This window comes from Kitasatospora sp. Xyl93, assembly GCF_055383135.1.
In genome coordinates, this window is sequence record NZ_AP029185.1 from 5324394 (window position 1) to 5348701 (window position 24308).

Consider the following 24308-nt stretch of genomic DNA (forward strand, 5'->3'; position numbering starts at 1 on the left):
CCGAACTGTTATCCGCTGCTTATACACGGGTCTTGCGCGGGCCCCCGGGGGGACACCGGCCGGTAAGCGCCGCGGCCCCGACGGCCCGTCGTCCGGACGGGCCGTCGGGGCTGGGCGGCTGCTCGTGGACCCGCCGTCCCCGCTCAGCGGAGCCGGGCGAGGAGGGCGTGTTCGACGAGGGTGATGAGGGCGCTCTTGGCGCTGTCGCGGCGGCGGGCGTCGAGGGTGATGACGGGGGTGTCGGTGCCGAGTTGGAGTGCTTCGCGGACTTCGTCGGGGGTGTGGGGCTGGTGTCCGTCGAAGCCGTTGAGGGCGACGACGAAGGGCAGTCCGCTGTTCTCGAAGTAGTCGAGGGCGGGGAAGCAGTCGGCGAGGCGGCGGGTGTCGACGAGGACGATGGCTCCGATGGCGCCGCGGACGAGGTCGTCCCACATGAACCAGAAGCGGTCCTGTCCGGGGGTGCCGAAGAGGTAGAGGATGAGGTCTTCGTCGAGGGTGATGCGGCCGAAGTCCATGGCGACGGTGGTGGTCGTCTTGCCGGAGACGTGGCTGAGGTCGTCGATGCCGGCGGAGGCCGAGGTCATGACGGCTTCGGTGCGCAGGGGGTTGATCTCGGAGACGGCGCCGACGAGCGTGGTCTTGCCGACGCCGAAGCCGCCCGCGACGACGATCTTCGCGGAGGTGGTGGCGCGGGTGGGGGCGGCCGCGTTAGAGCTTGCGAAGTCCACTGAGGACCCTTTCGAGCAGCGTGACATCGGGCGTTCCGCCCGACTCGCCCGCGGCGGCGGGCTGGTGGATGGCGACGAGACCGGCCTCGGCAAGGTCGGCGACGAGGATGCGGGCGACACCGAGCGGCACGCCGGCCAGTGCGGAGATCTCCGCGATGGACTTGACCTCGCGGCAGAGGCCGACGATCCGGGCGTGCTCGGGCAGCAGCCCGCTGGTCCGGTCGGCCGAGCCGGTGGTGGAGATCAGGGCCTCGATGGCGAGCTGGTAGCGCGGCCGGGTCCGGCCGCCGGTCATCGCGTACGGGCGGACCAGCGGCTGCTGCTCGTAGCCGTCGGACTGCTGCCCGCCGTAGCCGCTGCCGTACCCGTTGCCGTACGAGCCGGCGGGTGTCGAGGGCGGGGTCATGGGTCCTCCTAGTGCTGCAGCCTTGAGCAGCCGGTTCCAGCTGGGGCGGTGCCAGCTGAGGCGGGATCAGCTGCCTGAGGGTAGCTGAGGGGGTCGCGCCGGGTCCGGTCGGGTCGGACCCGGCGAGGCAGGTGGGACGGGTGGGCGGATCCGCTCGGGGCCCGGCTCAGTGCAGGAGACTGCCCTGGAGTTCCGCGCGGAGAGCGGGGGTGAGGACGGCGCCGGCGCGGTCGACGAGCAACGCCATCTCGTAACCCACCAGACCGATGTCGGAGTCCGGCGCGGCCAGGACGGCGAGCGCCGAGCCGTCGCTGACGGCCATCAGGAACAGGAAGCCCCGCTCCATCTCGACGACGGTCTGGTTGACCTCGCCGCCCTCGAAGATCCGGCTCGCCCCGTTGGTCAGCGAGGTGAGGCCGGAGGCGACGGCGGCGAGCTGGTCGGCACGGTCCCGGGGGAAGCCCTCGGACATGCACAGCAGGAGGCCGTCCGCGGAGACCACCACGGTGTGGGACACCCCGGGGGTGTTGTCCACGAAGTTGGTGACCAGCCAGTTCAGGTTCTGTGCGGCCTGGCTCATCTGGTTCAACTCAACGCTCCTGGTGATCTGCGCCGTTGCCGTCGCTCCGGCCACCGAAACTATCGAATCCGGGCTGCTGGGCACCATGCTGGAAGCCCGGCTGGTTGGCGGCCTGCTCGGCCCCGGCGCGCCGGCCCTGCTGGATGCCGCGGCGCAGGTTGGTCAGCCGGCCGCGGACCTCCTCGGGGGCCCGGGAGACCTGCGGACCGGTCAGCGGCGAGGCCTCGGCGGTGCCGGAGACCAGGTTGGCCTGCGGGGTCCGCCGGGGCAGGCCCGACATGGTGACCCCGCTGGTCGAGGGCTCGCGGACCTGCTCGGCCCGGCGCCAGCGCTCGTCGTTCGCGGACGGACGCCACGGCGCGTCGCCGGGCTGCGGCTGGCCGTGCTGCTGCGGCTGCTGCTGCTGCGGAGCCTGCTGCGGCTGCTGCTGGGGGGCGAACTGCTCCTGGGCCGGCTGCTGGAACTCCGGCGCGGAGGTGCCCGGGCGGCGCGGCTGGTACGACCGCGGCCGTGCCTGCTGCTGGCCGTCGGCCTGCGGGTACCACGGCTGCTCGCCGCCGCCCTGCGGAGCGCCGGCCTCGGACGGGCCGGTCGGCAGCGCCATCGGCTCCTGGTGCGGCAGCGGCTGCCGCTGCTGCGGGGCCTGTTCCTGACGCACCGGCTCCGGCCGCGGCGGGTTCGGCACGTTCGGCAGCACCGGCTCGACCAGGCCGAGGCCCAGCGGGTCGCGCGGGTCGATCTGGCTGGCCTCGAAGCGCGGGCGGGCGAACTGCTGGGTGCTCTCCACCGGCGCCGGCTCGGCCGACGGCAGGGGCTGGGGCTGCTGCTGGGCCTGCGGCGGCAGCGGCTGGGGCTGGCGGTCGCGCTGCGGGGCGTCCGGGCCGGGGCGCTGCGGACCGCGCGGGCCCTGGGCGGCGGGGCGGCCGGGGCCGCCGGGGCCCTGCGGGGCCGGACGGCGCTGCGGCAGGCCGTCCTGCGGACGGTTGCCCGGGCGGGCGCCCTGCTGCGGAGCGCCGGGACCGCCGGGGCGGCCGTGCTGCGGGTGCTCGCCGGTCCGGGCGGCCGGACCGCCGTCGAACCCGCCGGCGGGACGCGGCCGCTCCTGGCCGGGGCGGCCCGGCTGGGGCTGACCGGCCTGGGGCTGGCCGGGCTGGGGCTGACCGGGCTGGCCGGGCTGCTGCTGCTGACGGTCGCGGCGGGGCAGGCCGTTCGGGCCGCTCTGCGGCGGGCCCTGGCGGCCCGGGGCGCGCTGCGGCAGACCGCCCTGCTGGGCCTGCTGCGGAACCTGCTGCTGGGGCTGCTGCGCCTGCGGGGCCGGCTGCTGCTGCGGCTGAGCGGGCTTGCGGCCCTGGCCCTGCTGACCACCGCCCTGCGGGACGACGGGGTTGTCCCGCAGCGACTTGCCGACCTGGCGGGTCGGCAGACCGCCGCCGGGCGCACCCGGACCGGCCTGCCCACCGGGACCGGCCTGCGGACTGGCCTGCGGACTGGCCTGCGGACCGGTCGGAGCGGCCGGACCGCCCTGGCCGAGCTGCGGACGGCCGCCCTGCGGGGCACCGCCGGCCGCCGGGCCCTGGCCCAGCGCGGCCGGAGCGCCCTGACGGCCGGGCGGCATCTGGCGCTGCTGGCGCGGCGTCGGGGCGACCCCGCGCTGCTGCTTGCCCTGGGCGGCACCGGCCCGGCCGGAGCCGGAGCCGCGGCGGTCGCCGGAGTTGGTGACGTCCACCGGGAGCATGACCAGCGCGGTGGTGCCGCCGGAGTCGCTGGGGCGCAGCTGGATCCGGATGCCGTGGCGCAGCGACAGGCGGCCGACCACGAAGAGGCCCATGCGGCGGGAGACGGAGACGTCCACCGTCGGCGGGTTGGCGAGGCGCTCGTTGATCTCGGCGAGGTCGTCGGGGCTCAGGCCGATGCCGGTGTCGTGGATCTCGACCAGCACGCGGCCGTCCGGCAGCGCGTGGCCGGTGACCCGGACGCGGGTCTGCGGGCTGGAGAACGAGGTGGCGTTCTCCAGCAGCTCGGCGAGCAGGTGGACGAGGTCGTTGACGACGCGGCCGGCGACCTCGGCCGACGGCACGGCGGCGAGCTCGATGCGCTCGTACTGCTCCACCTCGGAGGCGGCGGCGCGGAGCACGTCGACCAGCGGGACGGGACGGGTCCAGCGGCGGCCCGGGTCCTCACCGGCGAGGACGAGGAGGTTCTCGCCGTTGCGGCGCATGCGGGTCGCGAGGTGGTCCAGCTTGAAGAGGTTGGCCAGCTGGTCCGGGTCCGCCTCGCGGCTCTCCAACTCGGAGATGAGCGACAGCTGGCGCTGGATGAGGCCCTGGCTGCGGCGCGAGAGGTTGGTGAACATCGCGTTGATGTTGCCGCGCAGGAGGGCCTGCTCGGCGGCGAGGCGGACGGCCTCGCTGTGCACCATGTCGAACGCGTGGGCCACGTGGCCGATCTCGTCGGTGGAGTCGACGGCGACCGGCTCCACCGTGGTGTCGACGTCGTGCGGGTCGGCCTCGGAGAGGGTCTTGACCAGCTCGGGCAGGCGACGCTCGGCGACGTCCTCGGCCGCGGCCTGGAGGCGGGTCAGCGAGCGCACCATCGAGCGGGCGATCAGACCGGCGCCACCGAGGGCGACGAGCAGCACCAGGGCGACCGCGACACCGATGATCAGGGCGTCGGCGTCGGCCTGGGACTGGAGGTCCTGGGCCTTGCCGTCCAGGTTCTCGATGAGCTTGGACTCGATCCGGCGCTCGGCGGTGATCTTGGCGCTGGCCTTCTCGAACCAGTCCTTGTAGCTGACCGCCTCGGTCTGCCGGATGCCGCTCTGGGTGAGGATCGTGGAGGCGTAGCGGTCGGCGTCGGCGACCACCGAGTTGTAGCTCAGCTGGCTGCGCAGGTTGTCCAGGTCGTGCGCGGTGTAGATGTTGTTGAAGCTCGCGATCGCGTTGTCGTACGAGCTGCGCAGACGGATACCGAAGGACTCGTCGCTGGGGCTGAGGTCGGGGGTCTTCGGGTTGGCGAGCGCGGCGCTGATCAGGGCCCGCTGCTGCGAGGTCGCGTTCTTCGCCAGCGAGAACTGCTGGAGCGCGCGGGTGGAGACGACCAGGTCCTTGTTGTTCGACGCGAGCGCGATGTCCTGGGTGATGGACAGCAGGTCGCGGATGATCACGTCGTAGGCGGTGATCGTCGACTGGATGTTCTGGTTGTTCTGGTACGGCAGGCTGCGGGTGTCCGCGATCGAGTTCAGGTCCTTGCGGATCTGGAGCAACAGCGCCTTTCCGCCGGACAGTTCGAGGTTCTCGAACTTGTCGGAGGACGCGGTGAAGGTGCGGCTCAGGTCGTCGGTGGACTTGCGGGCCGCGACGATGTCGTCGTCCAGCGGGGCGGTCGGCTCGTGGGTGATCGGGCCGGCGCTGATGTCGCGCTCGGTCTGCAGCGCGTCCGCGAGGTTGGTCGCCTTCTTGGCCAGGTCGGACAGGTTGGCCATCTGGGCGAGTTGCTGCGAGTTCTCCATCGAGCTCTGGATGCGCAGGCCACCGAGGACCAGCGAGACCAGCACGGGGAGGGCGAGCAGCGCGATCAGACGGGTGCGGATGCGCCAGTTGCGCATCGCGAGCCGGTTCAGACCGGTGGCGCGGCGCCGGGTCAGGGACGTCCGGAGTTTGTCCCGGGCGGTCTTGCGCTCCTGGCCGTCCTCCTCCGGGCGTCCGGGGCCCTCGGGCGTCACCGGCTCGGCCGGGCCGCCGGGGGCCGCCGCCTGTTGAGGGGCTGCCACAGGCTCACGCGACTCCGGGTTTCCCGCGGCGCCGCTACCCCTTTTGAAACGTCCCTGCACTGGCGTCGCAACCTCTGGACCGGGCGTCCCGCCGCGTCGCCACGGCCTGGACGGTGTCGAGTTTCCATCCGCACCCCGGCCGGTCCGGGAGAGCGGGCACCGGGGTGGACCACTCCCTACCCACGGTCCGTCGCATTCCAGCACAGCCGGGGAATCCCAACAAGGGCCGCAGGAACCAGGCGCCCGACGCTACCGACCGCTTGCGCGATCTTACGGACTGTGCGGTAACCGGACCGGAATACCGCCCTTTTCGGACACTCGCCGGAGACATGCCAAGCAGGCCCGGGGTCGGGAAGAGTCACAGACCTTCCGGAATGCCCCTTATCGGTGGAATGTCGGAAAATCCCGATGCGGCGAAATGTCGGATATCTGCGCTTTGCTCTGCATTTTGTGAGCAAAATCACAGTCTAATGTGTAGCTTTGGTCACGGTCTCTGTGGAATGAGATCTCGTAACCTGGCTGTCTCCGGAGCACGGCCCCGATCAGCCTGCCCAGAACCCCTCCGAATCAATCGGAATCCATCAGGCCGGTGCCGATCCGCCGTGATCGGCCCGGCCCATGAACACGAGGTGCTCTCGATGTCCCAGGCGAAGAACGCCACCAAGTCCACGCTGTCCTGCCGCCCCACGGCGAACCCGCGCCGGACGACGCTGGCCTCGGTCGAGGACTTCAGCAAGATCCCGGGCGCCCGCAAGCCCGAGGACGTCGTGACCTACGGCACCGAGCTGCCGGCCGCCACCGCCAACCCGCGCCGCACCCAGCTGATGGTGGCCCCGGTCGTCGTCGTGCGGGACTGACGCCTCCCCGCCGCTTTCCGCCGAGGGCGCCGCCGTCACACCGGTGACGGCGGCGCCCTCGGCGTTTCCATCTCCAACCGTCCTGAACAGGGGCAAAGCGGTCAGCCGGGGCCCCACGCGATAGCCTGGAGCCCAAAGATTGACGGGGCCGCGCCCACCACGGGCGGCGCGCCCGACCAGCGCCCGGGCGCGCCCCGGGCGGCCGACGAAGCGAGGGGTAGCCCAGCCGTGCGCATTGCCAGGTTTTCCGTCCGGGAAGGGAGCCCTGCCGCCGGCAGCGTCTCCTTCGGCGTGGTGGAGGGCGACCCTTCCCAGCCCGACTCGCTGGTCGTCCACGCGCTGGCCGGCCACCCGTTCGGCCAGCCCCAGCCCACCGGTGAGAGCTACCGCTTCCAGGACGTCCGGCTGCTCAGCCCGATGCTCCCGAACAAGATCGTGGCGGTCGGCCGCAACTACGCGGCACACGCGGCGGAGCTGGGCAACGACGTCCCGGACGTCCCGCTCACCTTCTTCAAGCCGTCCACCTCGGTGATCGGCCCGACCGAGAGCATCGCCTACCCGCCGTTCTCCTCGGACGTCCACCACGAGGCGGAACTCGCCGTGGTGATCGGCCGGATGTGCCGCGAGGTGCCGCTGGACCGGGTGCCCGAGGTGATCCTCGGCTACACCTGCGCCAACGACGTCACCGCCCGGGACGTCCAGCAGCGCGAGGGCCAGTGGGCCCGGGCCAAGGGCTTCGACACGGCCTGCCCGCTGGGCCCGTGGATCGAGACCGACCTCGACCCGGGCGACCTCGCGATCACCTGCACGGTCAACGGCGAACTCCGCCAGACCGGCCGCACCTCCCTGATGATCCGCTCGGTCGCCGAGCTGATCGTCCACGTCTCCGAGGCCATGACGCTGCTGCCCGGCGACGTCATCCTCACCGGCACGCCCGCAGGGGTGGGCCCCCTCAACGTCGGCGACGAGGTCGCCGTCTCCATCGAAGGCATCGGCACTCTCACCAACAAGGTGATCAAGCGTGGCTAACACTGACCCGGCCGTCCGGGTTCGCTTCTGTCCGTCCCCGACCGGCAACCCCCACGTGGGGATGGTCCGTACGGCCCTCTTCAACTGGGCCTACGCCCGCCACAACGGCGGCACGCTGGTCTTCCGGATCGAGGACACCGACTCCGCCCGCGACTCCGAGGAGTCGTACGACCAGCTGCTCGAGGCCATGAGCTGGCTCGGCCTGGACTGGGACGAGGGCCCGGAGGTCGGCGGGCCGCACGCGCCGTACCGCCAGTCGCAGCGGATGGACATCTACGCCGATGTCGCCCGCCGCCTCCACGAGGCCGGGCACGCCTACCACTGCTACTGCTCCACCGAGGAGCTGGACGCCCGCCGCGAGGCCGCCCGCGCGGCGGGCAAGCCCTCCGGCTACGACGGCCACTGCCGTGAGCTGACGGAGGAGCAGCTGGCGGTCTTCAAGCTGGAGAAGCGCGAGCCGATCCTGCGCTTCCGGATGCCCGACAGGACCATCAGCTTCGACGACCTGGTCCGCGGCACGCTGACCTTCGAGCCGGAGAACGTGCCGGACTACGGCATCGTCCGGGCCAACGGCGCCCCGCTGTACACCCTGGTCAACCCGGTGGACGACGCCCTGATGGGCATCACCCACGTGCTGCGCGGCGAGGACCTGCTGTCCTCCACCCCGCGGCAGATCGCGCTGTACGCGGCGCTCGCCGAGATCGGCGTCGGCAACGGCACCACCCCGCGCTTCGGCCACCTGCCGTACGTGATGGGGGAGGGCAACAAGAAGCTCTCCAAGCGCGACCCGCAGTCCTCGCTGAACCTGTACCGCGAGCGCGGCTTCATCCGCGAGGGCCTGCTCAACTACCTGTCCCTGCTGGGCTGGTCGCTGGCCGAGGACCGCGACCTGTTCGACATGGACGAGATGGTCGCCGCGTTCGACGTCACCAAGGTGAACGCCAACCCGGCCCGCTTCGACCTGAAGAAGTGCGAGGCGATCAACGCCGAGCACGTCCGTCGGCTCGCCCCGGAGGACTTCGTCCGCCGCCTGGTGCCGTTCCTCCAGGGCGCCGAGCTGCTGCCGGCCGAGCCCACCGCCGAGCAGCTGGACCTGCTCGCCAAGGTGGCGCCGCTCACCCGGGAGCGGATGGTCGTGCTGAGCGAGATCGTGAACATGGCCGGCTTCCTGTTCGTGGCGCCGGAGAAGTTCGCCCTGGACCCGGACGACGCGGCCAAGGTGCTCACCGCGGACGCCCGCCCGGTGCTGGAGGCCAGCGTCAAGGCGCTGGAGGAGCTCGCGGACTTCACCCCGGAGCCGATCCAGGCGGCGCTGCGCGCGGCGCTGGTGGAGGGGCTGGGCATCAAGCCCAAGTTCGCCTTCACGCCGCTGCGGGTGGCCGTCACCGGCCGCCGGGTCTCCCCGCCGCTGTTCGAGTCCATGGAGCTGCTGGGACGCCCTGAGACGCTGCGCAGGCTGCGCGCCGCCCTGGACGCCCTGCCGGCCGCCTGAGCGGGTCGCCGAGCAGGCCGCGGGCCCGGCTTCGTGCCGGGCCCGCGGCGTACCCGGAGGTCATCGCCGGGCCTCCCGGCCGCTGCCTGGGGTTATCGATTTTGGAGCCAGGGCCGACGTCGGGTAATGTTCTTTCTGCGCCGCCCGGGAGGGAACGGACGAGGGAGCGAGAGCCCCTCGGAAGGGACCGACCGAGAGGCGCAACGCCTGAGAAGGGCCCGCAGGGGCTCAACTCTGGTGGGGTATGGTGTAATTGGCAGCACGAGTGATTCTGGTTCATTTAGTCTAGGTTCGAGTCCTGGTACCCCAGCGCAGTACGTCAGTACGGCACACAAAAGAAGATCAAGCCCCCGTTGTGTAGCGGCCTAGCACGCTGCCCTCTCACGGCAGTAGCGCCGGTTCGAATCCGGTCGGGGGTACTGATCCCGCAAGGGATCACCTGGAAAGCCCCCGTTGTGTAGCGGCCTAGCACGCTGCCCTCTCACGGCAGTAGCGCCGGTTCGAATCCGGTCGGGGGTACTGATCCCGCAAGGGATCGCCAGGAAGCCCCCGTTGTGTAGCGGCCTAGCACGCTGCCCTCTCACGGCAGTAGCGCCGGTTCGAATCCGGTCGGGGGTACTTCAGAGCAGGAAGCCGATGGGCTCGCCCATCGGCCCTTGCTTTGTGTTGGGGTATGGTGTAATTGGCAGCACGAGTGATTCTGGTTCACTTAGTCTAGGTTCGAGTCCTGGTACCCCAGCCAGAAATTGGAAAGGCCCCGGTTCCGGGGCCTTTTTCGTTTTGCGTCGAAGGCCCTCGAAAGGGCCCCACCCGGTCACGGGTGGGGCCCTTTCGGCGTTCCCGGGGCGTGCCGCGGGGCGGCCGGCCGGGGGCCGGGGCACCGCTCGGGCACGCCCTCCGCGCTGTCCATGCGCTAAGACCGAGGTCTCACTCCGCGAGACACAAGTTCAATCTCCGGCGAAAAGCGCCACCCTGGACGGGAGCGGCCCGGGAGTCTCAGGGCGGCGCACACGCTTTGACCTCGACACACGAGAAGGCCGGCAACGCGGCCGGCTGGAGGGAATCCGATGGGACGGACACTCGCAGAGAAGGTCTGGGACGACCACGTCGTGCGGCGCGCGGAGGGCGAACCCGACCTCCTCTTCATCGACCTGCACCTGCTCCACGAGGTCACCAGCCCGCAGGCCTTCGACGGGCTGCGGCTGGCCGGCCGCAAGGTCCGTCGCACCGACCTGACGATCGCCACCGAGGACCACAACACCCCCACCCTGGACATCGACAAGCCGATCGCCGACCCGGTCTCCAAGGTGCAGCTGGAGACCCTGCGCAGGAACGCCGCCGAGTTCGGCGTCCGGATCCACTCGCTCGGCGACGTCGAGCAGGGCGTCGTGCACGTCGTCGGCCCCCAGCTCGGCCTGACCCAGCCCGGCATGACCGTGGTCTGCGGTGACTCCCACACCTCCACCCACGGCGCCTTCGGCGCGCTGGCGTTCGGCATCGGCACCAGCCAGGTCGAGCACGTGCTGGCCACCCAGACCCTGCCGCTGGCGCCGTTCCGGACGATGGCGGTCACCGTCGAGGGCGAACTGCCCGAGGGCGTCACCGCCAAGGACCTGATCCTGGCCGTCATCGCGAAGATCGGCACCGGCGGCGGCCAGGGCTACGTCCTGGAGTACCGCGGTTCGGCGATCCGGGGCCTGTCCATGGAGGCCCGGATGACCGTCTGCAACATGTCGATCGAGGCCGGCGCCCGGGCCGGCATGATCGCCCCGGACGAGACCACCTTCGCCTACCTGGAGGGCCGCCCGCACGCCCCGAAGGGCGAGGACTGGGACGCCGCCGTCGCGTACTGGAAGACCCTGGGCACCGACGAGGACGCGGTCTTCGACCACGAGATCTTCATCGACGCGAACGAGCTGACCCCGTTCGTCACCTGGGGCACCAACCCCGGCCAGGGCGCCCCGCTGGGCGCGAACGTGCCGGACCCGGCCTCCTTCGCCGACCCGCAGGAGCGCCTGGCCGCCGAGAACGCCCTGGCGTACATGGGCCTGGAGGCCGGCACCCCGCTGCGCGAGGTGAAGGTCGACGCGGTCTTCGTCGGCTCCTGCACCAACGGCCGGATCGAGGACCTGCGGGCCGCCGCGGCCGTCGTGGAGGGCCGCCGGATCGCCGACGGCGTACGGATGCTGGTGGTCCCCGGGTCCGTCCGGGTCGCCCTCCAGGCCGTCGAGGAGGGCCTGGACAAGGTGTTCACCGCGGCCGGCGCCGAGTGGCGCCACGCGGGATGCTCGATGTGCCTGGGCATGAACCCCGACCAGCTCGCCCCCGGGGAGCGCTGCGCCTCCACCTCGAACCGCAACTTCGAGGGCCGGCAGGGCAAGGGCGGCCGCACCCACCTGGTCTCCCCGCAGGTCGCCGCCGCGACCGCCGTCCTGGGCCGGCTCGCGGCCCCCGCCGACCTGACCGCCGACGTCGCTGCCGTGGAGGCCTGAGCCATGGAGAAGTTCACCACCCACACCGGCCGGGCCGTCCCGCTGCGCCGCAGCAACGTGGACACCGACCAGATCATCCCCGCCCACTGGCTCAAGAAGGTCACCCGATCCGGTTTCGAGGGCGGCCTGTTCGAGGCCTGGCGCAAGGACGAGTCGTTCATCCTCAACCGGCCCGAGCGGCAGGGCGCCACGGTCCTGGTGGCCGGCCCCGAGTTCGGCACCGGCTCCTCCCGGGAGCACGCCGTCTGGGCGCTCCAGAACTACGGCTTCCACGCGGTCATCTCGTCCCGCTTCGCCGACATCTTCCGGGGCAACTCGCTGAAGAACGGCCTGCTGACGGTCGTCCTGCCGCAGGAGACCGTCGAGCGGCTCTGGGTGCTCACTGAGAGTGACCCCTCGGCCGAGATCACCGTCGACCTGGAGGCGCGCGAAGTGCGTGCCGAGGGCGTCACGGCGGCCTTCGAACTGGACGACAACGTCCGGTGGCGGCTGCTCAACGGCCTGGACGACATCAGCATCACGCTGCGGAACGAGGCCGACATCGCGGCCTTCGAGGCGACCCGTCCGGCGTTCAAGCCCCGTACTCTGCCGGTCCCCTGAGTTCCCTTCAGAACAAGCATTCTGACGATCCGCCGGATGGCCCGCGCCCCCCTCGGGGGGGCCGGGCCATCCGTCGTTCCGGAGCACGAGTTAGCGCCGGGGGCCGCCCCGGATTGCCCATTTGGCTTTGCGGAAGAGGGCCCCGCGCAAGTACAACTGCGGGTAGATGGCACAATCAGTACATGCACCGGCACCATGAACCTCCGTACGCGGGCGGCGAACCCGCGGCTGAGGACTCCATGGGCCGGCCATCCGAACGCCGAATTGACGACCGGCCGGACGTCACCTCCGCGCCAGCTGAGGGGCCGGACGACCAGGAAGTCGCAGCGCTCTACGCGCTCGTGGCCGAGCGGTTGAAGCAAGCTCACGACCGCGTGCATGCGCTGAACGTGTCTGCCGATGCAAAGACCGCTCTCACCCGTCAACTCCTCATCGTCACCGAGGCCGCCAAGCGCGATCTTCCGGAGGCGGCAAGGCGGTTGAGTCGCTTTGTACATGACCTCGACGAGCGGCCCCCGCCGCTCGACTGAGGTCGCCGACGCGCAAATCCATTGCGACACTAGGGTGATTCGCGCGTTTGGTAATTGAAAGTCCGCAGATACATACCTAACGTGCGAAAAGAACGGATGGAATCATCCGGCGCCCGTTTCCGAAGGGGAAGACGTGAACAAGGCTCAGCTTGTCGAAGCGGTGGCCGAGCAGCTGGGCGGTCGCAAGGCTGCCGCAGAGGCCGTCGACGCAGTGCTCGACACCATGGTCCGTGCCGTTGTGGCCGGTGACCGGGTTTCGGTCACCGGGTTCGGCACCTTCGAGAAGGTGGAGCGCTCCGCGCGCTTCGCCCGCAACCCGCAGACCGGCGAGCGGGTCAAGGTCAAGAAGACCTCGGTCCCGCGCTTCCGTCCCGGCCAGGGCTTCAAGGACCTGGTCAGCGGCAGCAAGAAGCTGCCGAAGGAGGGCCCCTCGGTGAAGAAGGCCCCCAAGGGCTCCCTCACCCCGGGCAAGAGCGGCGTCGCCGCCACCCCGGCCGCCAAGCGTGCCGCCACCAAGCGCTCCGCCGCTGCCGCCGCCGCTCCGGCCACCAAGAAGGCCGCCGCCAAGAAGACGGCGACCACGGCCGCCGCCAAGAAGACGACCGCCACCCCGGCCGCCGCCAAGAAGACCACGGCCACCGCCAAGAAGAGCGCCGCGAAGACCACGCCCGCGAAGACCACCGCCGCCAAGAAGACCACGGCGACCGCGACCAAGGCCGCCGCGACCAAGAAGACCGCCGCGGCGAAGAAGGCGACCACCACGGCCGCCGCCAAGAAGACCACGGCCACCGCCAAGAAGGCGACCGCCACGGCCAAGAAGACGGCGCCGGCGAAGAAGACCGCCACCCGCAAGACCACCGCGCGCAAGACCTCTGCCAAGTAAGGTCCCCGCGCGACCGTCCCAGGACGGCCTTCGGCTGAGAGCCGCGGCACCCCCTCCCGTGAACCCACGGAGACCGGTCGCCGCGGCTCTTTCGATTTCCGGGCGCTTAGTCAGGATTCGAGGGCGTGCGGCGGCGCTCGCCGGGCCGCGGCGCGCGGGTGGGGCGGTCAGCCCTCGGCGGGATCGGGGAAGGTCTGCAGCGTCACGAAGACCACCCGGCGGGCCTCGCCGGCGCCCTCGGTGCGGATCCGCACCCGCTGGCCGGGGCGCAGCAGCCGCAGGCCGCCGGCGTCGAAGGCGGCCGCGTCGAACGGCACCGGGGTCCCGTCGTCGAGCAGCACGGAGCCGGCCCGGGTGGCGGGGTCGAAGGTGAACGCGGTGGCCTGCATGCGAGCAGCATAGCGAGCGGGCCGGTCCCGGCCGGGGATCAGGTCGCGGTCGGGCCCGGGCGCGCCCGGGACGCGCTCGGAAGGCGCTCGGGACGGGCTCAGGACGGGTTCAGGACAGGCTCAGACGGGCGAACAGCGCGCTGGTGTGCGGGCCGAGGCCGAGCGCCGCGGCCTCGCCGAGGTCCGTCCCGGTGTCCACGTCCCGGCGCACCGACTCCACGTCCGCGAGGCGCAGTTCGAGCGCCCCGCCGGCCGCGTGCCGGGCCCGCGAGCCGTCCCCGAAGGCGGGGGAGAGCGGGCGGCCGGGGGCGCAGGCGAGCAGGGTGGTGCCGAGGCCGGGGGAGTCCGCCAGGAAGGCCCGGCCGCCCGGCGGCACCGCGCCCAGCACCCGGGCCAGTTCGGCCGCGCGCAGTGCCGGGAGGTCCGCCGAGAGCGCCGCCAGCGGGGAGCGCGGAGCCACGGCCAGGGCGCTCGCGGCGCCGTGCGCCAGCGCCCGGTTGAGGCCGCCGCCGGGCTCGTCGGCGACCACCAGGGCGCCCAGCGCGGCCAGCCGGGCGCCGGCCGCGGCGTCGCGGGTGACCACCAGGACCCGGTCGACGCCCGGGGTCGCCAGGGCGGCGGTGACGGTGTCCAGGGCGAAGGACAGGGCCAGGTCGGCCCGGTGCGCCCCGGCGTACGGGGCCAGTCTGCTCTTGGCCAGGGCGAGCGGCTTGAGCGGAAGCACCAGCGACCAGCCGGCCGTGGGTGCGGGGGGCGCGACGGGCCCGCTGGGGCGTACGGTGTCCTGGGTCATCGGCGTCATTGTGACGCCGGTCCCGGAGCCCTCGCCAGGCCGTCCGAGCTGTGCGGACGTGCGTTTGATCACGCCCGCCGGGCGGGTTGGCGCGGTTGCTCGACAGCCGGTGAGCGGGCGGGCGACACTGTTCCGCGCCCGCGGCCCGGGCACCGGTCGGAACGGTGCGCGGCACCGGGACGCCATGACCGCGGTAATCCGTGCCGCGTCGGATGAGAAGGAGCTGGGGTGGCCCGCCGCTCGTACGCCAAGTTCGGCAACGCCGACTACGGCATCTGGTACCGCTTCGCGGCCGTGCTGGTGAAACCGGTGACAACCGCCCTGGTGAAGCCCGACTGGCGGGGCTGGGAGCACATTCCGAAGGACGGCGGCTTCATCGCCGCGGTGAACCACAATTCGATCATCGATCCGGTGATCTACGCGCACTGGCAGTACAACAGCGGACGTCCGCCGCGGATTCTCGGCAAGTCCTCGCTGTTCTCGATCCCCTTCATCGGATTCATGCTGCGCAAGACCGGCCAGATTCCGGTGTTCCGCGAGTCCACCGACGCCGCGCAGGCGTTCCGGGCCGCGATCGACGCGGTCAACGGCGGTCAGTGCGTGCAGTTCTACCCGGAGGGCACGCTCACCCGGGACCCGGACCTGTGGCCGATGACCGGCAAGAGCGGGGTCGCCCGGGTCGCGCTGATGACCGGTGCGCCGGTCATCCCGGTGGCGCACTGGGGCGCCCACGAGATCATCCCGCCGTACGGCCGGCCCGGTTTCGGGAAGGGCAGGTTCAACCTCTTCCCGCGGCACCGGGTCACCGTCGCGGCCGGGCCCGCGGTGGACCTGAGCAAGTACCAGGGGCAGGAGCTCACCGCCCAGGTGCTCGCCGACGCGACCGAGGACATCATGACGGCGATCACCGCCGTGCTGGCCGAGGTCCGGGGCGAGGAGCCGCCGGCCGAGCGCTACGACATGCGCAGGGCCGCCCGGGAGCGGGCCGCCGCCGCGCTGGCCGAGCGCCGGCGCGCCAAGGGCGAGCGGGGCAAGGGCACCGAGGAGGCCGGCAAGTGACCCGCTGCGCCGTGATGGGGACCGGCTCCTGGGGCACCGCGTTCGCGATGGTGCTCGCCGACGCGGGCTGCGAGGTCGTGCTGTGGGCCCGCCGCCAGGAGCTGGTGGACGCCGTCAACTCCACCCACGAGAACCCGGACTACCTGCCCGGCGTCCGGCTGCCCGACACCGTGCGGGCCACCACCGACGCCGCCGAGGCGCTGGCCGGCGCCGACTTCGCGGTGCTGGTCGTGCCCTCGCAGACGCTGCGCGACAACCTGGCCGCCTGGACGCCGCTGATCGAGCCGCAGACCGTGCTGGTGAGCCTGATGAAGGGCATCGAACTCGGCACCGCCAAGCGGATGAGCGAGGTGATCGACGAGGTCACCGGGGTCGGTCCGGAGCGCGTCGCGGTGGTCAGCGGGCCCAACCTGGCCAAGGAGATCGCCAACCGGCAGCCCGCGGCCAGCGTGGTCGCGTGCTCGGACGAGGCGGTCGCCAAGCGCCTCCAGGCGGCCTGCCACACGCCGTACTTCCGGCCGTACACCAACACCGACGTGGTGGGCTGCGAACTCGGCGGCGCGGTCAAGAACGTGATCGGCCTGGCGGTCGGCATGGCGGCCGGCATGGGGCTCGGCGACAACACCAAGGCGACCCTGATCACCCGCGGGCTGGCCGAGACCACCCGGCTCGGCGAGGTGCTGGGCGCGGACCCGCACACCTTCGCGGGCCTCGCCGGGATGGGCGACCTGGTGGCCACCTGCTCCTCGCCGCTGTCGCGCAACAACACCTTCGGCATGAACCTGGGCCGGGGCATGTCGCTGGCGGAGACCGTCGCGGCCACCCGGCAGACCGCCGAGGGCGTCAAGTCCTGCGAGTCGGTGCTCGACCTGGCCCGGCGCAGCGGGGTCGACATGCCGATCGTCGAGGCCGTGGTGGACGTGGTGCACAACGGTCGGCCGACCCAGGAGGTGCTGCGGGCGCTGATGTCGCGTTCGGCGAAGGCGGAGCGGCGCTGAGCCCGGCCGGTCACCGTCCGGGCCGGCGGTCGCGGGCCGGGGTCGGCGCACGCCCGGTTCCCCGGCGCCGCTGACTTTCCGGAAACATCCCGCACGGTAGTCTCAAACCCGATATGAGCATCGAACAGACCTCCCCGAACCGGCCTGACCGGAAGCCGCGCGTCGCGCTGGTCTTCGGCGGGCGCAGCTCCGAGCACGCGATCTCGGTCTCCACCGCGGGCAGTGTGCTCAGGGCGATCGACCGCGACAAGTACGACGTGCTGCCGATCGGCATCACGCACGAGGGCCGCTGGGCGCTGACCAGCGACGAGCCGGCCCGGATGGCCATCACCGACGGCAGGCTGCCGGACGTGGCGCACGTCGCCGAGGGCGTCGACGGCCAGGTCGCGCTGCCGGTCGGCCCGGGCAGCCGCGAGGTGGTCCTGACCGAGCCGGGCAGCGCCCCCAAGGCGCTCGGCGAGGTCGACGTGGTGTTCCCGCTGCTGCACGGCCCGTGGGGCGAGGACGGCACGCTCCAGGGCCTGCTGGAGCTCTCCGGCGTCCCGTACGTCGGCAACGGCGTGCTGGCCAGCGCGGCCGGCATGGACAAGGAGTTCGCCAAGCGGATCCTGGCCTCGCACGGTCTGGACGTCGGCCGGTACACCATCGTGCGGCCGCGCGAGTGGGACTCCGAGGCGGGCCGCGCGGCGGTGCGCGAGCGGGCCGCCGAGCTGGGCCTGCCGCTGTTCGTGAAGCCCTGCCGGGCCGGCTCCAGCATCGGCATCACCAAGGTGAAGGACCTGGCCGACCTCGACGCCGCGATCGAGGAGGCCCGCCGGCACGACCCCAAGCTGATCATCGAGGCGGGCGTCACCGGCCGCGAGATCGAGTGCGGGGTGCTGGAGTTCGAGGACGGCCCGCGGGCCAGCGTGGCCGGCGAGATCCTGGTCGGCGAGGGCTTCGACTTCTACGACTTCGAGGCCAAGTACATCGACTCCTCGGACGTGAGGATCCCGGCGGACCTGACCGCCGGGGAGCTCGCCGAGATCCAGCGCCAGGCGGTCGAGGCCTTCGAGGCGCTCGGCTGCGAGGGCCTGGCCCGGGTGGACTTCTTCCTGCTGGAGGACGGCACCTGGATGATCAACGAGATCAACACCATGCCCGGCTTCACCCCGATCTCGGCCTACCCGAAGATGTGGGAGGCCAGCGGCGTCTCGTACCCGGAGCTGATCGACCGGCTGCTCGGCACGGCGCTGCGGCGCTCGACCGGACTGCGCTGACCGCGTCCGCGGCGGAGGGCGGGCCGGGAAGCTCCCGGCCCGCCCTCGGTACGTCCCGTCAGCCGGCGGCCGACACCCGGTTCAGCCCGGGACGTTGGCCTTGACCACGCCGCTCAGGGCGGCCGCCGGGTCGAAGGGGTTCCGCGCGGCCCCGGCCGGGACGGTCACCTCGACGTAGGCGGCGCGCATGGTCGTCACGAAGCGGTAGCCGCCGTCGGCGAGCTGCTGCGACCACCAGGTGACGTCGTCGACGCTCGGGGACCAGTCCGCGGCGTGGTCGCCGTCCAGCTCCTCCGGCCGGTCGATGCCGCAGCGCAGCACCGTCCGGGGCGAAGCGCCCCAGGCGGCCACGTACGGCGAGGCGGGCGACGGGTCCCGGCGGGCGTGCCCGAGCAGCTCGGCGGGCAGCGCGGCGGCGAGCGACCGGCAGTACCCGGCCGCCCGGCCGCTCGGCTGCGGGACCTCCACCTCCGGGTCGGCCGGGCCCCAGCTGCCGAGCAGCACCACGACCGTGCAGGTCAGCGCGACGGGCAGGGCCAGCCAGCGGACCGGGGCCGGCAGGGCGGTCAGCGCCTTGGGGACGCGCAGTTCTCTGGCCACCCGCCGATGGTAACCGGGGCCCGGGTGCCGGGGACCTGCCGGTGCGCCGGCTCAGAGGTGGACCACGGGGCAGGTGAGGGTGCGGGTGATGCCCTCGACCTTCTGGACCCGGGCCACCACCATGCGGCCCAGCTCGTCCACCGTCTCGGCCTCGGCCTTGACGATCACGTCGTAGGGTCCGGTGACGTCCTCGGCGGAGAGCACGCCGGGGATCTCGGAGATGGTCCGGGCCACGGCGGTGGCCTTCCCGACCTCGGTCTGGATCAGGATGTATGCCTGTACCACGGGGACCTCCCGGCGGGCGGTTAGGGGGATCGCCGCCGTGATCGCCCGGTCAGGCGCATTGGGTGGGACGGGCTCACCGGCAGTCTGATCACCACGCTACCGCGCAGCGGGCCGGGGAGGGGAGACCCCGGGGCCCGGGAAGGGCGTACGCTGCGCGCGGGGGAGCGCGACGGGGGCGAACCGGATGGAAACGCGAGAGGACGGCAGATGCAGGGGACCGTGGGCGAGCTCGGCGAGTTCGGCCTCATCAGGGAGCTGACCGCCCGGGTACCGCTCACCGACGCGGTCGACCTCGGCCCGGGTGACGACGCCGCGGTGGTGCGGGCCCCGGACGGCCGGGTGGTGGCGACCACGGACGTCCTGATCGAGAACCGGCACTTCCGCCGGGACTGGTCCACCGCCTACGACGTGGGCCGCAAGGCCGCCGCCCAGAACCTCGCCGACGTGGCCGCGATGGGGGCGGTGCCGACCGCCATACTGCTCGGCCTGGTCGCCCCCGCGGACCTGCCGACCACCTGGGCCACCGAGTTGATGGACGGGCTGCGCGACGAGTGCCAGGTGGCCGGGGCGACGGTGGTCGGGGGCGACGTCGTGCGCGGCGACACCGTCACGCTCGCCATCACGGCGCTCGGCGACCTCCAGGGGCGTGCGGCGGTGACACGCTCCGGCGCGCAGGTCGGCGACGTGGTCGCGGTGACCGGCTGGCTCGGCTGGTCGGCCGCCGGCCTGACCGTGCTCCAGCGCGGTTTCCGCTCCCCGCGCGCCTTCGTCGAGGCGCACCGCCGCCCCGAACCGCCGTACCACGCGGGCCCGGCGGCGGCGGAGTTGGGCGCGACCTCGATGATCGACGTGAGCGACGGGCTGGTCGCCGACCTCGGCCACGTGGCCCGGGCCAGCGAGGTGGACATCGACCTCAGGGCCGCCGACTTCGACGTCCCGGCGCAGATGGCCGACATCGGCCAGGCGGTCGGGGTGGACCCGCTGGTCTGGGTGCTCTCCGGCGGCGAGGACCACGCGATCGTGGCCACCTTCCCGCGCGGGGTCCAACTCCCCGCCCGCTGGCGGGTGGTGGGCGAGGTGACCGGCCGCCCGACGGGCAGCCGCAGCGGCCGGGTGACGGTCGACGGCGCGCCCTGGGACCGGGTCGGCGGCTGGGACCACTTCGCCGAGTAGCGCGCGGGCCGCACCGATCCCCGTACGGGGGGCGGCGCGTGACGCTCCGGTGCGTGCGGGGGACGGGCTTCGCGCGGTCGTTGTGCGTAGGCTTTGCGGCATCCCGGCCCGCCCGTCCGACGCGGGTGGTCCGAACCCCCTGCGAGCGGGAGCACACCAGACATGCGCATCGGTGTACTGACCAGCGGCGGCGACTGCCCCGGCCTCAACGCGGTGATCCGCTCGGTGGTGCACCGGGGCACCGACGTCCACGGGGACGAGATCGTCGGCATCCTGGACGGCTTCCTCGGGCTGATCGAGGGCCGCGCCAGGACGGTCACCCACGACGACGTCACCGGCCTGCTCACCCTCGGCGGCACCGTCCTGGGCTCGGCCCGGGTGCGGCGGGACCGGATCGCCTGGGCGGTGGAGAACGCCAAGCAGCTGGCCCGGGAGATCGGCATCGACGCGCTGATCGCGATCGGCGGCGAGGGGACGCTGACCGCCGCCAAGCTGTTCAGCGACGCCGGACTGCCCGTGGTCGGGGTGCCGAAGACCATCGACAACGACATCGACGCCACCGACGTGACCTTCGGCTTCGACACCGCGGTGCACGTCGCGACCGAGGCGATCGACCGGCTGAAGACCACCGCCGAGTCCCACCAGCGCGTCATGGTGGTCGAGTTGATGGGACGGCACACCGGCTGGATCACCCTCACCGCGGGCATGGCGGGCGGTGCGCACGGCATCCTGATCCCGGAGAAGCCCTTCGACATCGAGGCGGTGGCCCGGATAATCGAGGACCGCTTCGCGCGCGGAAAGAAGTTCGCCATCATCGCCGTCGCCGAGGGCGCCTGCCCGGTGCCCGGCACCATGCGCTTCGACCACGGCGAGGTCGACCAGTACGGCCACCGGACCTTCGGCGGGATCGGCAACCGGCTCGCCCACGAGCTGGAGGACCTGCTCGGCAAGGAGGCCCGCCCGGTCATCCTCGGCCACGTCCAGCGCGGCGGCACCCCGACCGCCCGGGACCGGGTGCTCGCCACCCGGTTCGGCTGGCACGCGGTGGAGGCCGTCCACCAGGGGGCGTTCGGGCACTTCACGGCGCTGCGCCGGACCGGCGTCGAACTGCTGCCGATCGGCGACGCGGTGACCCGGCTGAAGACGGTCCCGCGGGACCGCTGGGCGGAGTCCGAGGCGGTGCTCTGAACCACCGCGGGTAGGTTGGGGACCATGTCCTCCACCGCACCTCCCCGCGTGCTCACCGTCGCCGGCTCCGACTCCGGCGGCGGCGCCGGCATCCAGGCCGACCTCAAGACGATGCTCGCCCTCGGCGTCCACGGCATGAGCGTGATCACCGCCGTCACCGCGCAGAACTCGCTCGGCGTCCAGGGCTACTGGGAACTGCCCGCCGAAGCCGTCCGGGCGCAGTTCCGCAGCGTGGTGGACGACATCGGGGTGCAGGCCGTGAAGACCGGCATGCTCGCCTCCGTCGAACTCGTCGAGACCGTCGCCGAACTGCTCGCCGGGGTGGACGCCCCGGTGGTGGTCGACCCGGTCGGGGTCTCCAAGCACGGGGACGCGCTGCTGGTCGCCGAGGCCGTCGCCACCGTCCGGGAGAAGCTGCTGCCGGTCGCCACCCTGGCCACCCCCAACCTGCACGAGGTGACCCAGCTCACCGGGCTGACCGTCGAGGACGAGTCGCGGATGCTGGACGCCGCCAAGGCGCTGGTCGACCTCGGGCCGCGCTGGGCGCTGGTCAAGGGCGGCCACCTGCCGGGCGAGGCCGCCGACCTGCTGTACGGCGGGCCGGACGAGGTGCACTGGTTCCGGGCGCCGCGCTACGACAACCGGCACACCCACGGCACCGGCTGCACCCTGGCCAGCGCGATCGCGGCCGGCCTGGCCAAGGGCGAGCCGCTGCCGCGGGCCGTGGCCTCGGCCAAGGAGTACGTCACCGGCGCGATCGCCGGGGGCTTCGCGCTGGGCGCCGGCATCGGCCCGGTCGACCACGCCTGGCGCCGGCGCTGAGCGGCTCCCGGTGCTGAACGGCCGGGAGGCCGGACGGCCCGGAGGGGCCCGGGTGGCGCGCCGAAGCCGGACGGCCCGGAAAACAGTGGTGGGCGGGCTCCTGGGAGGAGTCCGCCCACCACTGGTGAGTCCGGAAAACGGCGTACCCGGCCACGGAAACAGCGAAGCCGGTTCATCCGAGGATGAACCGGCTCACTGGAGGACCGGCATGCCGGTCTGCGCGTCAGCGCGAGACCTTACCGGCCTTGATGCACGAGGTGCAGACGTTGAGCCGCTTCGGCGTCCGCCCAATCACAGCGCGCACCGTCTGGATGTTGGGGTTCCAACGACGGGGGGTACGGCGGTGAGAGTGGGAGATGCTGTTGCCGAAGCCCGGCCCCTTGCCGCAGACGTCGCAGTTGGCAGCCACAGGAGTCACTCCAAGACTTCAGATCAGATACTTTCGAAAACCCCGCTCAGCCACCAGAACACTCACGTGCACCAGACCGGTCAAGGGGGTGAGCCTGGACGGTTCCAGGCAACCGGAAGAGCATACAACGCTTGCTTCCGTCCCACGAAACTACCATGACCGGCCGAGTGATCGCTCCGGTCGCCGGTCCGGACGGCCCTCCCCGGCCCCCGATAACCTGCCGGTATCACCCCTCGCCGTCGGCCCCGAACGTGCCGCTGCCCCTCGGGCGACCGCGGCGTCCCATCCGGAGGAGACCTGGTGCTGCACACGCTCGACGCCCCGGCCGTGCGCACCTGGTGCCAGCTCGCCCTGCGCGCGCTCGGCCAGGCCCGCGAGGAGATCGACGCGCTCAACGTCTATCCCGTCCCGGACGGCGACACCGGCACCAACCTCTACCTGACCGTCGAGTCCGCCGCCGCCGAGGTGGAGAGCCGCTTCGCCGACCCCGCCGTCGACCCGGCCCCCGGGCTGGCCGACACGGTCCGGGCGATGGCCCGCGGCGCGCTGGTCGGCGCCCGCGGGAACTCCGGGGTGATCCTCGCCCAGTGGCTGCGCGGCACCGCCGAGACGCTGGCCGACGGCGGAGGCGCCGAACAGCTGCGGGCCGCCCTGCAGCGGGCCGCCGACTCCGCCTACCAGGCCGTCGCGGAGCCCGTCGAGGGCACCCTGCTGACCGTCGCCCGGGTCGCCGCCCGGGAGGCCGTCCGGGCCGGGGACGGGCTCGCGCAGGTCGCCGACACCGCCTACCGGGCCGCCCGGGACGCGCTGCGGCACACCCCCGAGCAGCTCGCCGTCCTGGCCGAGAACGGGGTGGTGGACGCCGGCGGGCGCGGCCTGGTGGCCGTGCTGGGCGCGCTCGCCGACGCCGTCGCCGGACAGCAGCCGATGGGGCCGGTCGCGCTGCGCGGGGACGTCCGGGCCATTGAGAGCTGCGAGACCCACCTCAGGCCGCCCGGCCCCGGCCACCCCGCCTTCGAGGTCATCTACCTGCTGGACGCCCCCGACGAGGCGCTGCCCGCGCTGCGCGAGCGGCTCGCCGGGCTCGGCGACTCGCTGGTGATCGGCGGCGGCGACGGCCTGTGGAACGTGCACGTCCACGTGGACGACGCGGGCGCCGCCGTGGAGGCCGGGGTCGGGGCCGGCCGCCCGCACCAGATCCGGATCACCCACTTCGCCGAGGCCGCGGCCCGGGCCGGCACCGCCGCCGAGACCGGCGAGCGCGAGGACCGGGCCCGCGCGGTGCTCTCGGTGGTCTCCGGCGGGGGCCTGGCCGAGCTCTGCGAGCAGGCCGGCGCCGTCGTCCTGCACGCCGACCCGGACCGCCCGCCGGCCAGCGCCGAACTCGCCGCCGCGGTGCGCCGCTCGGCCGCCCGCGAGGTCGTCCTGCTGCTCAACGACCCCGAGCTGCGCGCCGCCGCCGGGGCCGCCGCCGACCAGCTGCGCGAGGAGGGGGTGCGGATCGCCGTCCTGCCCACCCGCTCGCCGGTGCAGGGGCTGGCGGCGCTCGCGGTGCACGAGGGCGGCCGCCGCTTCGACGAGGACGTGGTCGCCATGACCTCCGCCGCCGGGGCCACCCGGTACGCCGAACTGGCCGTCGCCGAGGGGGAGTCCTGGACGATGGCCGGAGTCTGCCAGGCCGGGGACGTGCTCGGGCTGATCGACGGCGACGTCGCGGTGATCGGCACGGGCCTCGCCGAGGTCGGCGAGAGCGTGCTGGACCGGATGCTCGGGGCGGGCGGCGAACTCGTCACCCTGATCCTCGGCGAGGGCGCCGACGAGGAGCTCGCCGAACGGCTGGTCGCCCACGTCCGGCACCGGCGGCCCGAGGTGGACGCGGTGGTCTTCCACGGCGGGCAGGAGCCGGCGCCGCTGCTCATCGGGGTGGAGTAGGGCCGCTTCGTCGGTGCCTTGGTGTAAACAGGGGC

23 protein-coding genes and 5 tRNA genes are annotated in these 24308 nt (G+C 72.8%); 19 read left to right on the top strand and 9 right to left on the bottom strand.

Features of this window, described 5'->3' with window-relative positions:
• Positions 1-143: 143 nt before the first annotated feature.
• The 4 genes from ACZ5GH_RS23685 to ACZ5GH_RS23700 all read right to left on the bottom strand — a co-directional run bounded on the left by ACZ5GH_RS23685 (position 144) and on the right by ACZ5GH_RS23700 (position 5483).
• Positions 144-728, bottom strand: a complete 585-nt coding sequence (locus tag ACZ5GH_RS23685; protein ID WP_464335183.1) for a GTP-binding protein — start codon at positions 726-728, stop codon at positions 144-146.
• Positions 709-1134 (bottom strand): DUF742 domain-containing protein, encoded by a 426-nt coding sequence (locus tag ACZ5GH_RS23690; protein ID WP_387759303.1) that lies wholly within the window; start codon positions 1132-1134, stop codon positions 709-711. Before ACZ5GH_RS23690 ends, ACZ5GH_RS23685 begins: the two co-directional genes overlap by 20 nt.
• Before the next feature lie 166 nt (positions 1135-1300).
• Positions 1301-1714 (bottom strand): roadblock/LC7 domain-containing protein, encoded by a 414-nt coding sequence (locus ACZ5GH_RS23695; RefSeq protein WP_387759430.1) that lies wholly within the window; start codon positions 1712-1714, stop codon positions 1301-1303.
• Positions 1715-1724: 10 nt separating this feature from the next.
• A complete protein-coding gene (locus tag ACZ5GH_RS23700; RefSeq protein ID WP_464335185.1) occupies positions 1725-5483 on the bottom strand; it encodes a sensor histidine kinase in 3759 nt (1252 codons plus the stop codon).
• A 638-nt stretch (positions 5484-6121) separates the two neighbouring features.
• Here ACZ5GH_RS23700 and ACZ5GH_RS23705 point away from each other — a divergent pair.
• The 12 genes from ACZ5GH_RS23705 (at position 6122) to ACZ5GH_RS23760 (ending at position 13366) form a co-directional block, all read left to right on the top strand.
• Positions 6122-6340 carry a hypothetical protein gene (locus ACZ5GH_RS23705; RefSeq protein ID WP_360349040.1) on the top strand — a complete coding sequence of 73 codons (219 nt, stop codon included), beginning with the start codon at positions 6122-6124 and terminating at the stop codon, positions 6338-6340.
• A gap of 228 nt (positions 6341-6568) precedes the next feature.
• Positions 6569-7369: a fumarylacetoacetate hydrolase family protein gene (locus ACZ5GH_RS23710; protein WP_387759307.1), complete on the top strand. Its 801-nt coding sequence runs from the start codon at positions 6569-6571 to the stop codon at positions 7367-7369.
• 61 nt (positions 7370-7430) lie between these two features.
• The gene (gltX, locus tag ACZ5GH_RS23715; RefSeq protein WP_464336856.1) at positions 7431-8861 is read left to right on the top strand and encodes a glutamate--tRNA ligase; all 1431 of its coding nucleotides are present in this window, start codon (positions 7431-7433) and stop codon (positions 8859-8861) included.
• Between the two features lie 238 nt (positions 8862-9099).
• Positions 9100-9171, top strand: a tRNA-Gln gene (locus tag ACZ5GH_RS23720).
• A 36-nt stretch (positions 9172-9207) separates the two neighbouring features.
• A tRNA-Glu gene (locus ACZ5GH_RS23725) sits at positions 9208-9280 on the top strand.
• A gap of 27 nt (positions 9281-9307) precedes the next feature.
• A tRNA-Glu gene (locus ACZ5GH_RS23730) sits at positions 9308-9380 on the top strand.
• 26 nt (positions 9381-9406) lie between these two features.
• Positions 9407-9479: transfer RNA gene (locus ACZ5GH_RS23735), tRNA-Glu, on the top strand.
• Between the two features lie 49 nt (positions 9480-9528).
• Positions 9529-9603 (top strand) — tRNA-Gln (locus ACZ5GH_RS23740).
• 325 nt (positions 9604-9928) lie between these two features.
• Positions 9929-11353: a 3-isopropylmalate dehydratase large subunit gene (leuC, locus tag ACZ5GH_RS23745; RefSeq protein ID WP_387759308.1), complete on the top strand. Its 1425-nt coding sequence runs from the start codon at positions 9929-9931 to the stop codon at positions 11351-11353.
• A gap of 3 nt (positions 11354-11356) precedes the next feature.
• Positions 11357-11953, top strand: a complete 597-nt coding sequence (gene leuD / locus ACZ5GH_RS23750) for a 3-isopropylmalate dehydratase small subunit (protein ID WP_464335186.1) — start codon at positions 11357-11359, stop codon at positions 11951-11953.
• 182 nt (positions 11954-12135) lie between these two features.
• On the top strand, positions 12136-12483 hold the full coding sequence (locus ACZ5GH_RS23755) for an SCO5555 family protein (RefSeq protein WP_387759310.1): 348 nt from the start codon (positions 12136-12138) through the stop codon (positions 12481-12483).
• A gap of 133 nt (positions 12484-12616) precedes the next feature.
• Positions 12617-13366: an HU family DNA-binding protein gene (locus ACZ5GH_RS23760; protein ID WP_387759311.1), complete on the top strand. Its 750-nt coding sequence runs from the start codon at positions 12617-12619 to the stop codon at positions 13364-13366.
• A gap of 167 nt (positions 13367-13533) precedes the next feature.
• On the opposite strand, the gene ACZ5GH_RS23765 is transcribed toward ACZ5GH_RS23760, so the two are convergent.
• Both ACZ5GH_RS23765 and cofC read right to left on the bottom strand, forming a co-directional pair.
• Positions 13534-13755, bottom strand: a complete 222-nt coding sequence (locus ACZ5GH_RS23765; protein WP_189923473.1) for a hypothetical protein — start codon at positions 13753-13755, stop codon at positions 13534-13536.
• Between the two features lie 109 nt (positions 13756-13864).
• Entirely contained in the window at positions 13865-14548 is a 684-nt protein-coding gene (gene cofC / locus ACZ5GH_RS23770) for a 2-phospho-L-lactate guanylyltransferase (protein ID WP_387759313.1), read from the bottom strand.
• A gap of 228 nt (positions 14549-14776) precedes the next feature.
• Here cofC and ACZ5GH_RS23775 point away from each other — a divergent pair, with 228 nt between their 5' ends.
• From ACZ5GH_RS23775 to ACZ5GH_RS23785, 3 genes are all read left to right on the top strand, one after another.
• Complete coding sequence (locus ACZ5GH_RS23775; protein ID WP_387759315.1) at positions 14777-15607, top strand: lysophospholipid acyltransferase family protein; 831 nt, start codon at positions 14777-14779, stop codon at positions 15605-15607.
• A complete protein-coding gene (locus ACZ5GH_RS23780) occupies positions 15604-16605 on the top strand; it encodes an NAD(P)H-dependent glycerol-3-phosphate dehydrogenase (protein WP_387759317.1) in 1002 nt (333 codons plus the stop codon). Before ACZ5GH_RS23775 ends, ACZ5GH_RS23780 begins: the two co-directional genes overlap by 4 nt.
• Positions 16606-16718: 113 nt before the next feature.
• Entirely contained in the window at positions 16719-17864 is a 1146-nt protein-coding gene (locus tag ACZ5GH_RS23785; RefSeq protein WP_387759318.1) for a D-alanine--D-alanine ligase family protein, read from the top strand.
• A gap of 81 nt (positions 17865-17945) precedes the next feature.
• Here the strand turns inward: ACZ5GH_RS23785 and ACZ5GH_RS23790 are convergent, their stop codons facing one another.
• Together ACZ5GH_RS23790 and ACZ5GH_RS23795 are read right to left on the bottom strand one after the other, a co-directional pair.
• Complete coding sequence (locus ACZ5GH_RS23790; RefSeq protein ID WP_464335187.1) at positions 17946-18464, bottom strand: DUF3515 family protein; 519 nt, start codon at positions 18462-18464, stop codon at positions 17946-17948.
• Between the two features lie 51 nt (positions 18465-18515).
• Positions 18516-18749, bottom strand: coding sequence for an Lrp/AsnC family transcriptional regulator (locus tag ACZ5GH_RS23795; RefSeq protein WP_387759322.1), 234 nt, complete (start codon positions 18747-18749; stop codon positions 18516-18518).
• Between the two features lie 207 nt (positions 18750-18956).
• Here ACZ5GH_RS23795 and ACZ5GH_RS23800 point away from each other — a divergent pair, with 207 nt between their 5' ends.
• The 3 genes from ACZ5GH_RS23800 to thiD all read left to right on the top strand — a co-directional run bounded on the left by ACZ5GH_RS23800 (position 18957) and on the right by thiD (position 21932).
• Positions 18957-19922 carry a thiamine-phosphate kinase gene (locus ACZ5GH_RS23800; RefSeq protein ID WP_387759324.1) on the top strand — a complete coding sequence of 322 codons (966 nt, stop codon included), beginning with the start codon at positions 18957-18959 and terminating at the stop codon, positions 19920-19922.
• A gap of 162 nt (positions 19923-20084) precedes the next feature.
• Entirely contained in the window at positions 20085-21110 is a 1026-nt protein-coding gene (locus tag ACZ5GH_RS23805) for an ATP-dependent 6-phosphofructokinase (protein ID WP_464335188.1), read from the top strand.
• Between the two features lie 24 nt (positions 21111-21134).
• Complete coding sequence (gene thiD, locus ACZ5GH_RS23810) at positions 21135-21932, top strand: bifunctional hydroxymethylpyrimidine kinase/phosphomethylpyrimidine kinase (RefSeq protein ID WP_387759328.1); 798 nt, start codon at positions 21135-21137, stop codon at positions 21930-21932.
• A gap of 223 nt (positions 21933-22155) precedes the next feature.
• On the opposite strand, the gene rpmB is transcribed toward thiD, so the two are convergent.
• Positions 22156-22341, bottom strand: a complete 186-nt coding sequence (gene rpmB, locus ACZ5GH_RS23815) for a 50S ribosomal protein L28 (RefSeq protein ID WP_014138233.1) — start codon at positions 22339-22341, stop codon at positions 22156-22158.
• A 300-nt stretch (positions 22342-22641) separates the two neighbouring features.
• On the opposite strand from rpmB, the gene ACZ5GH_RS23820 reads away from it, so the two are divergent.
• Complete coding sequence (locus tag ACZ5GH_RS23820) at positions 22642-24273, top strand: DAK2 domain-containing protein (protein WP_464335189.1); 1632 nt, start codon at positions 22642-22644, stop codon at positions 24271-24273.
• Positions 24274-24308 lie beyond the last annotated feature (35 nt).

Coding starts and splice junctions, on each gene's coding strand:
- ACZ5GH_RS23690 (WP_387759303.1), bottom strand. CDS start 1,134: ATGACCCCGCCCTCGACACCCGCCGGCTCGTACGGCAACGGGTACGGC.
- ACZ5GH_RS23695 (WP_387759430.1), bottom strand. CDS start 1,714: ATGAGCCAGGCCGCACAGAACCTGAACTGGCTGGTCACCAACTTCGTG.
- ACZ5GH_RS23705 (WP_360349040.1), top strand. CDS start 6,122: ATGTCCCAGGCGAAGAACGCCACCAAGTCCACGCTGTCCTGCCGCCCC.
- gltX (WP_464336856.1), top strand. CDS start 7,431: ATGGTCCGTACGGCCCTCTTCAACTGGGCCTACGCCCGCCACAACGGC.
- leuC (WP_387759308.1), top strand. CDS start 9,929: ATGGGACGGACACTCGCAGAGAAGGTCTGGGACGACCACGTCGTGCGG.
- leuD (WP_464335186.1), top strand. CDS start 11,357: ATGGAGAAGTTCACCACCCACACCGGCCGGGCCGTCCCGCTGCGCCGC.
- ACZ5GH_RS23755 (WP_387759310.1), top strand. CDS start 12,136: ATGCACCGGCACCATGAACCTCCGTACGCGGGCGGCGAACCCGCGGCT.
- ACZ5GH_RS23765 (WP_189923473.1), bottom strand. CDS start 13,755: ATGCAGGCCACCGCGTTCACCTTCGACCCCGCCACCCGGGCCGGCTCC.
- cofC (WP_387759313.1), bottom strand. CDS start 14,548: ATGACCCAGGACACCGTACGCCCCAGCGGGCCCGTCGCGCCCCCCGCA.
- ACZ5GH_RS23785 (WP_387759318.1), top strand. CDS start 16,719: ATGAGCATCGAACAGACCTCCCCGAACCGGCCTGACCGGAAGCCGCGC.
- ACZ5GH_RS23800 (WP_387759324.1), top strand. CDS start 18,957: ATGCAGGGGACCGTGGGCGAGCTCGGCGAGTTCGGCCTCATCAGGGAG.
- ACZ5GH_RS23805 (WP_464335188.1), top strand. CDS start 20,085: ATGCGCATCGGTGTACTGACCAGCGGCGGCGACTGCCCCGGCCTCAAC.
- thiD (WP_387759328.1), top strand. CDS start 21,135: ATGTCCTCCACCGCACCTCCCCGCGTGCTCACCGTCGCCGGCTCCGAC.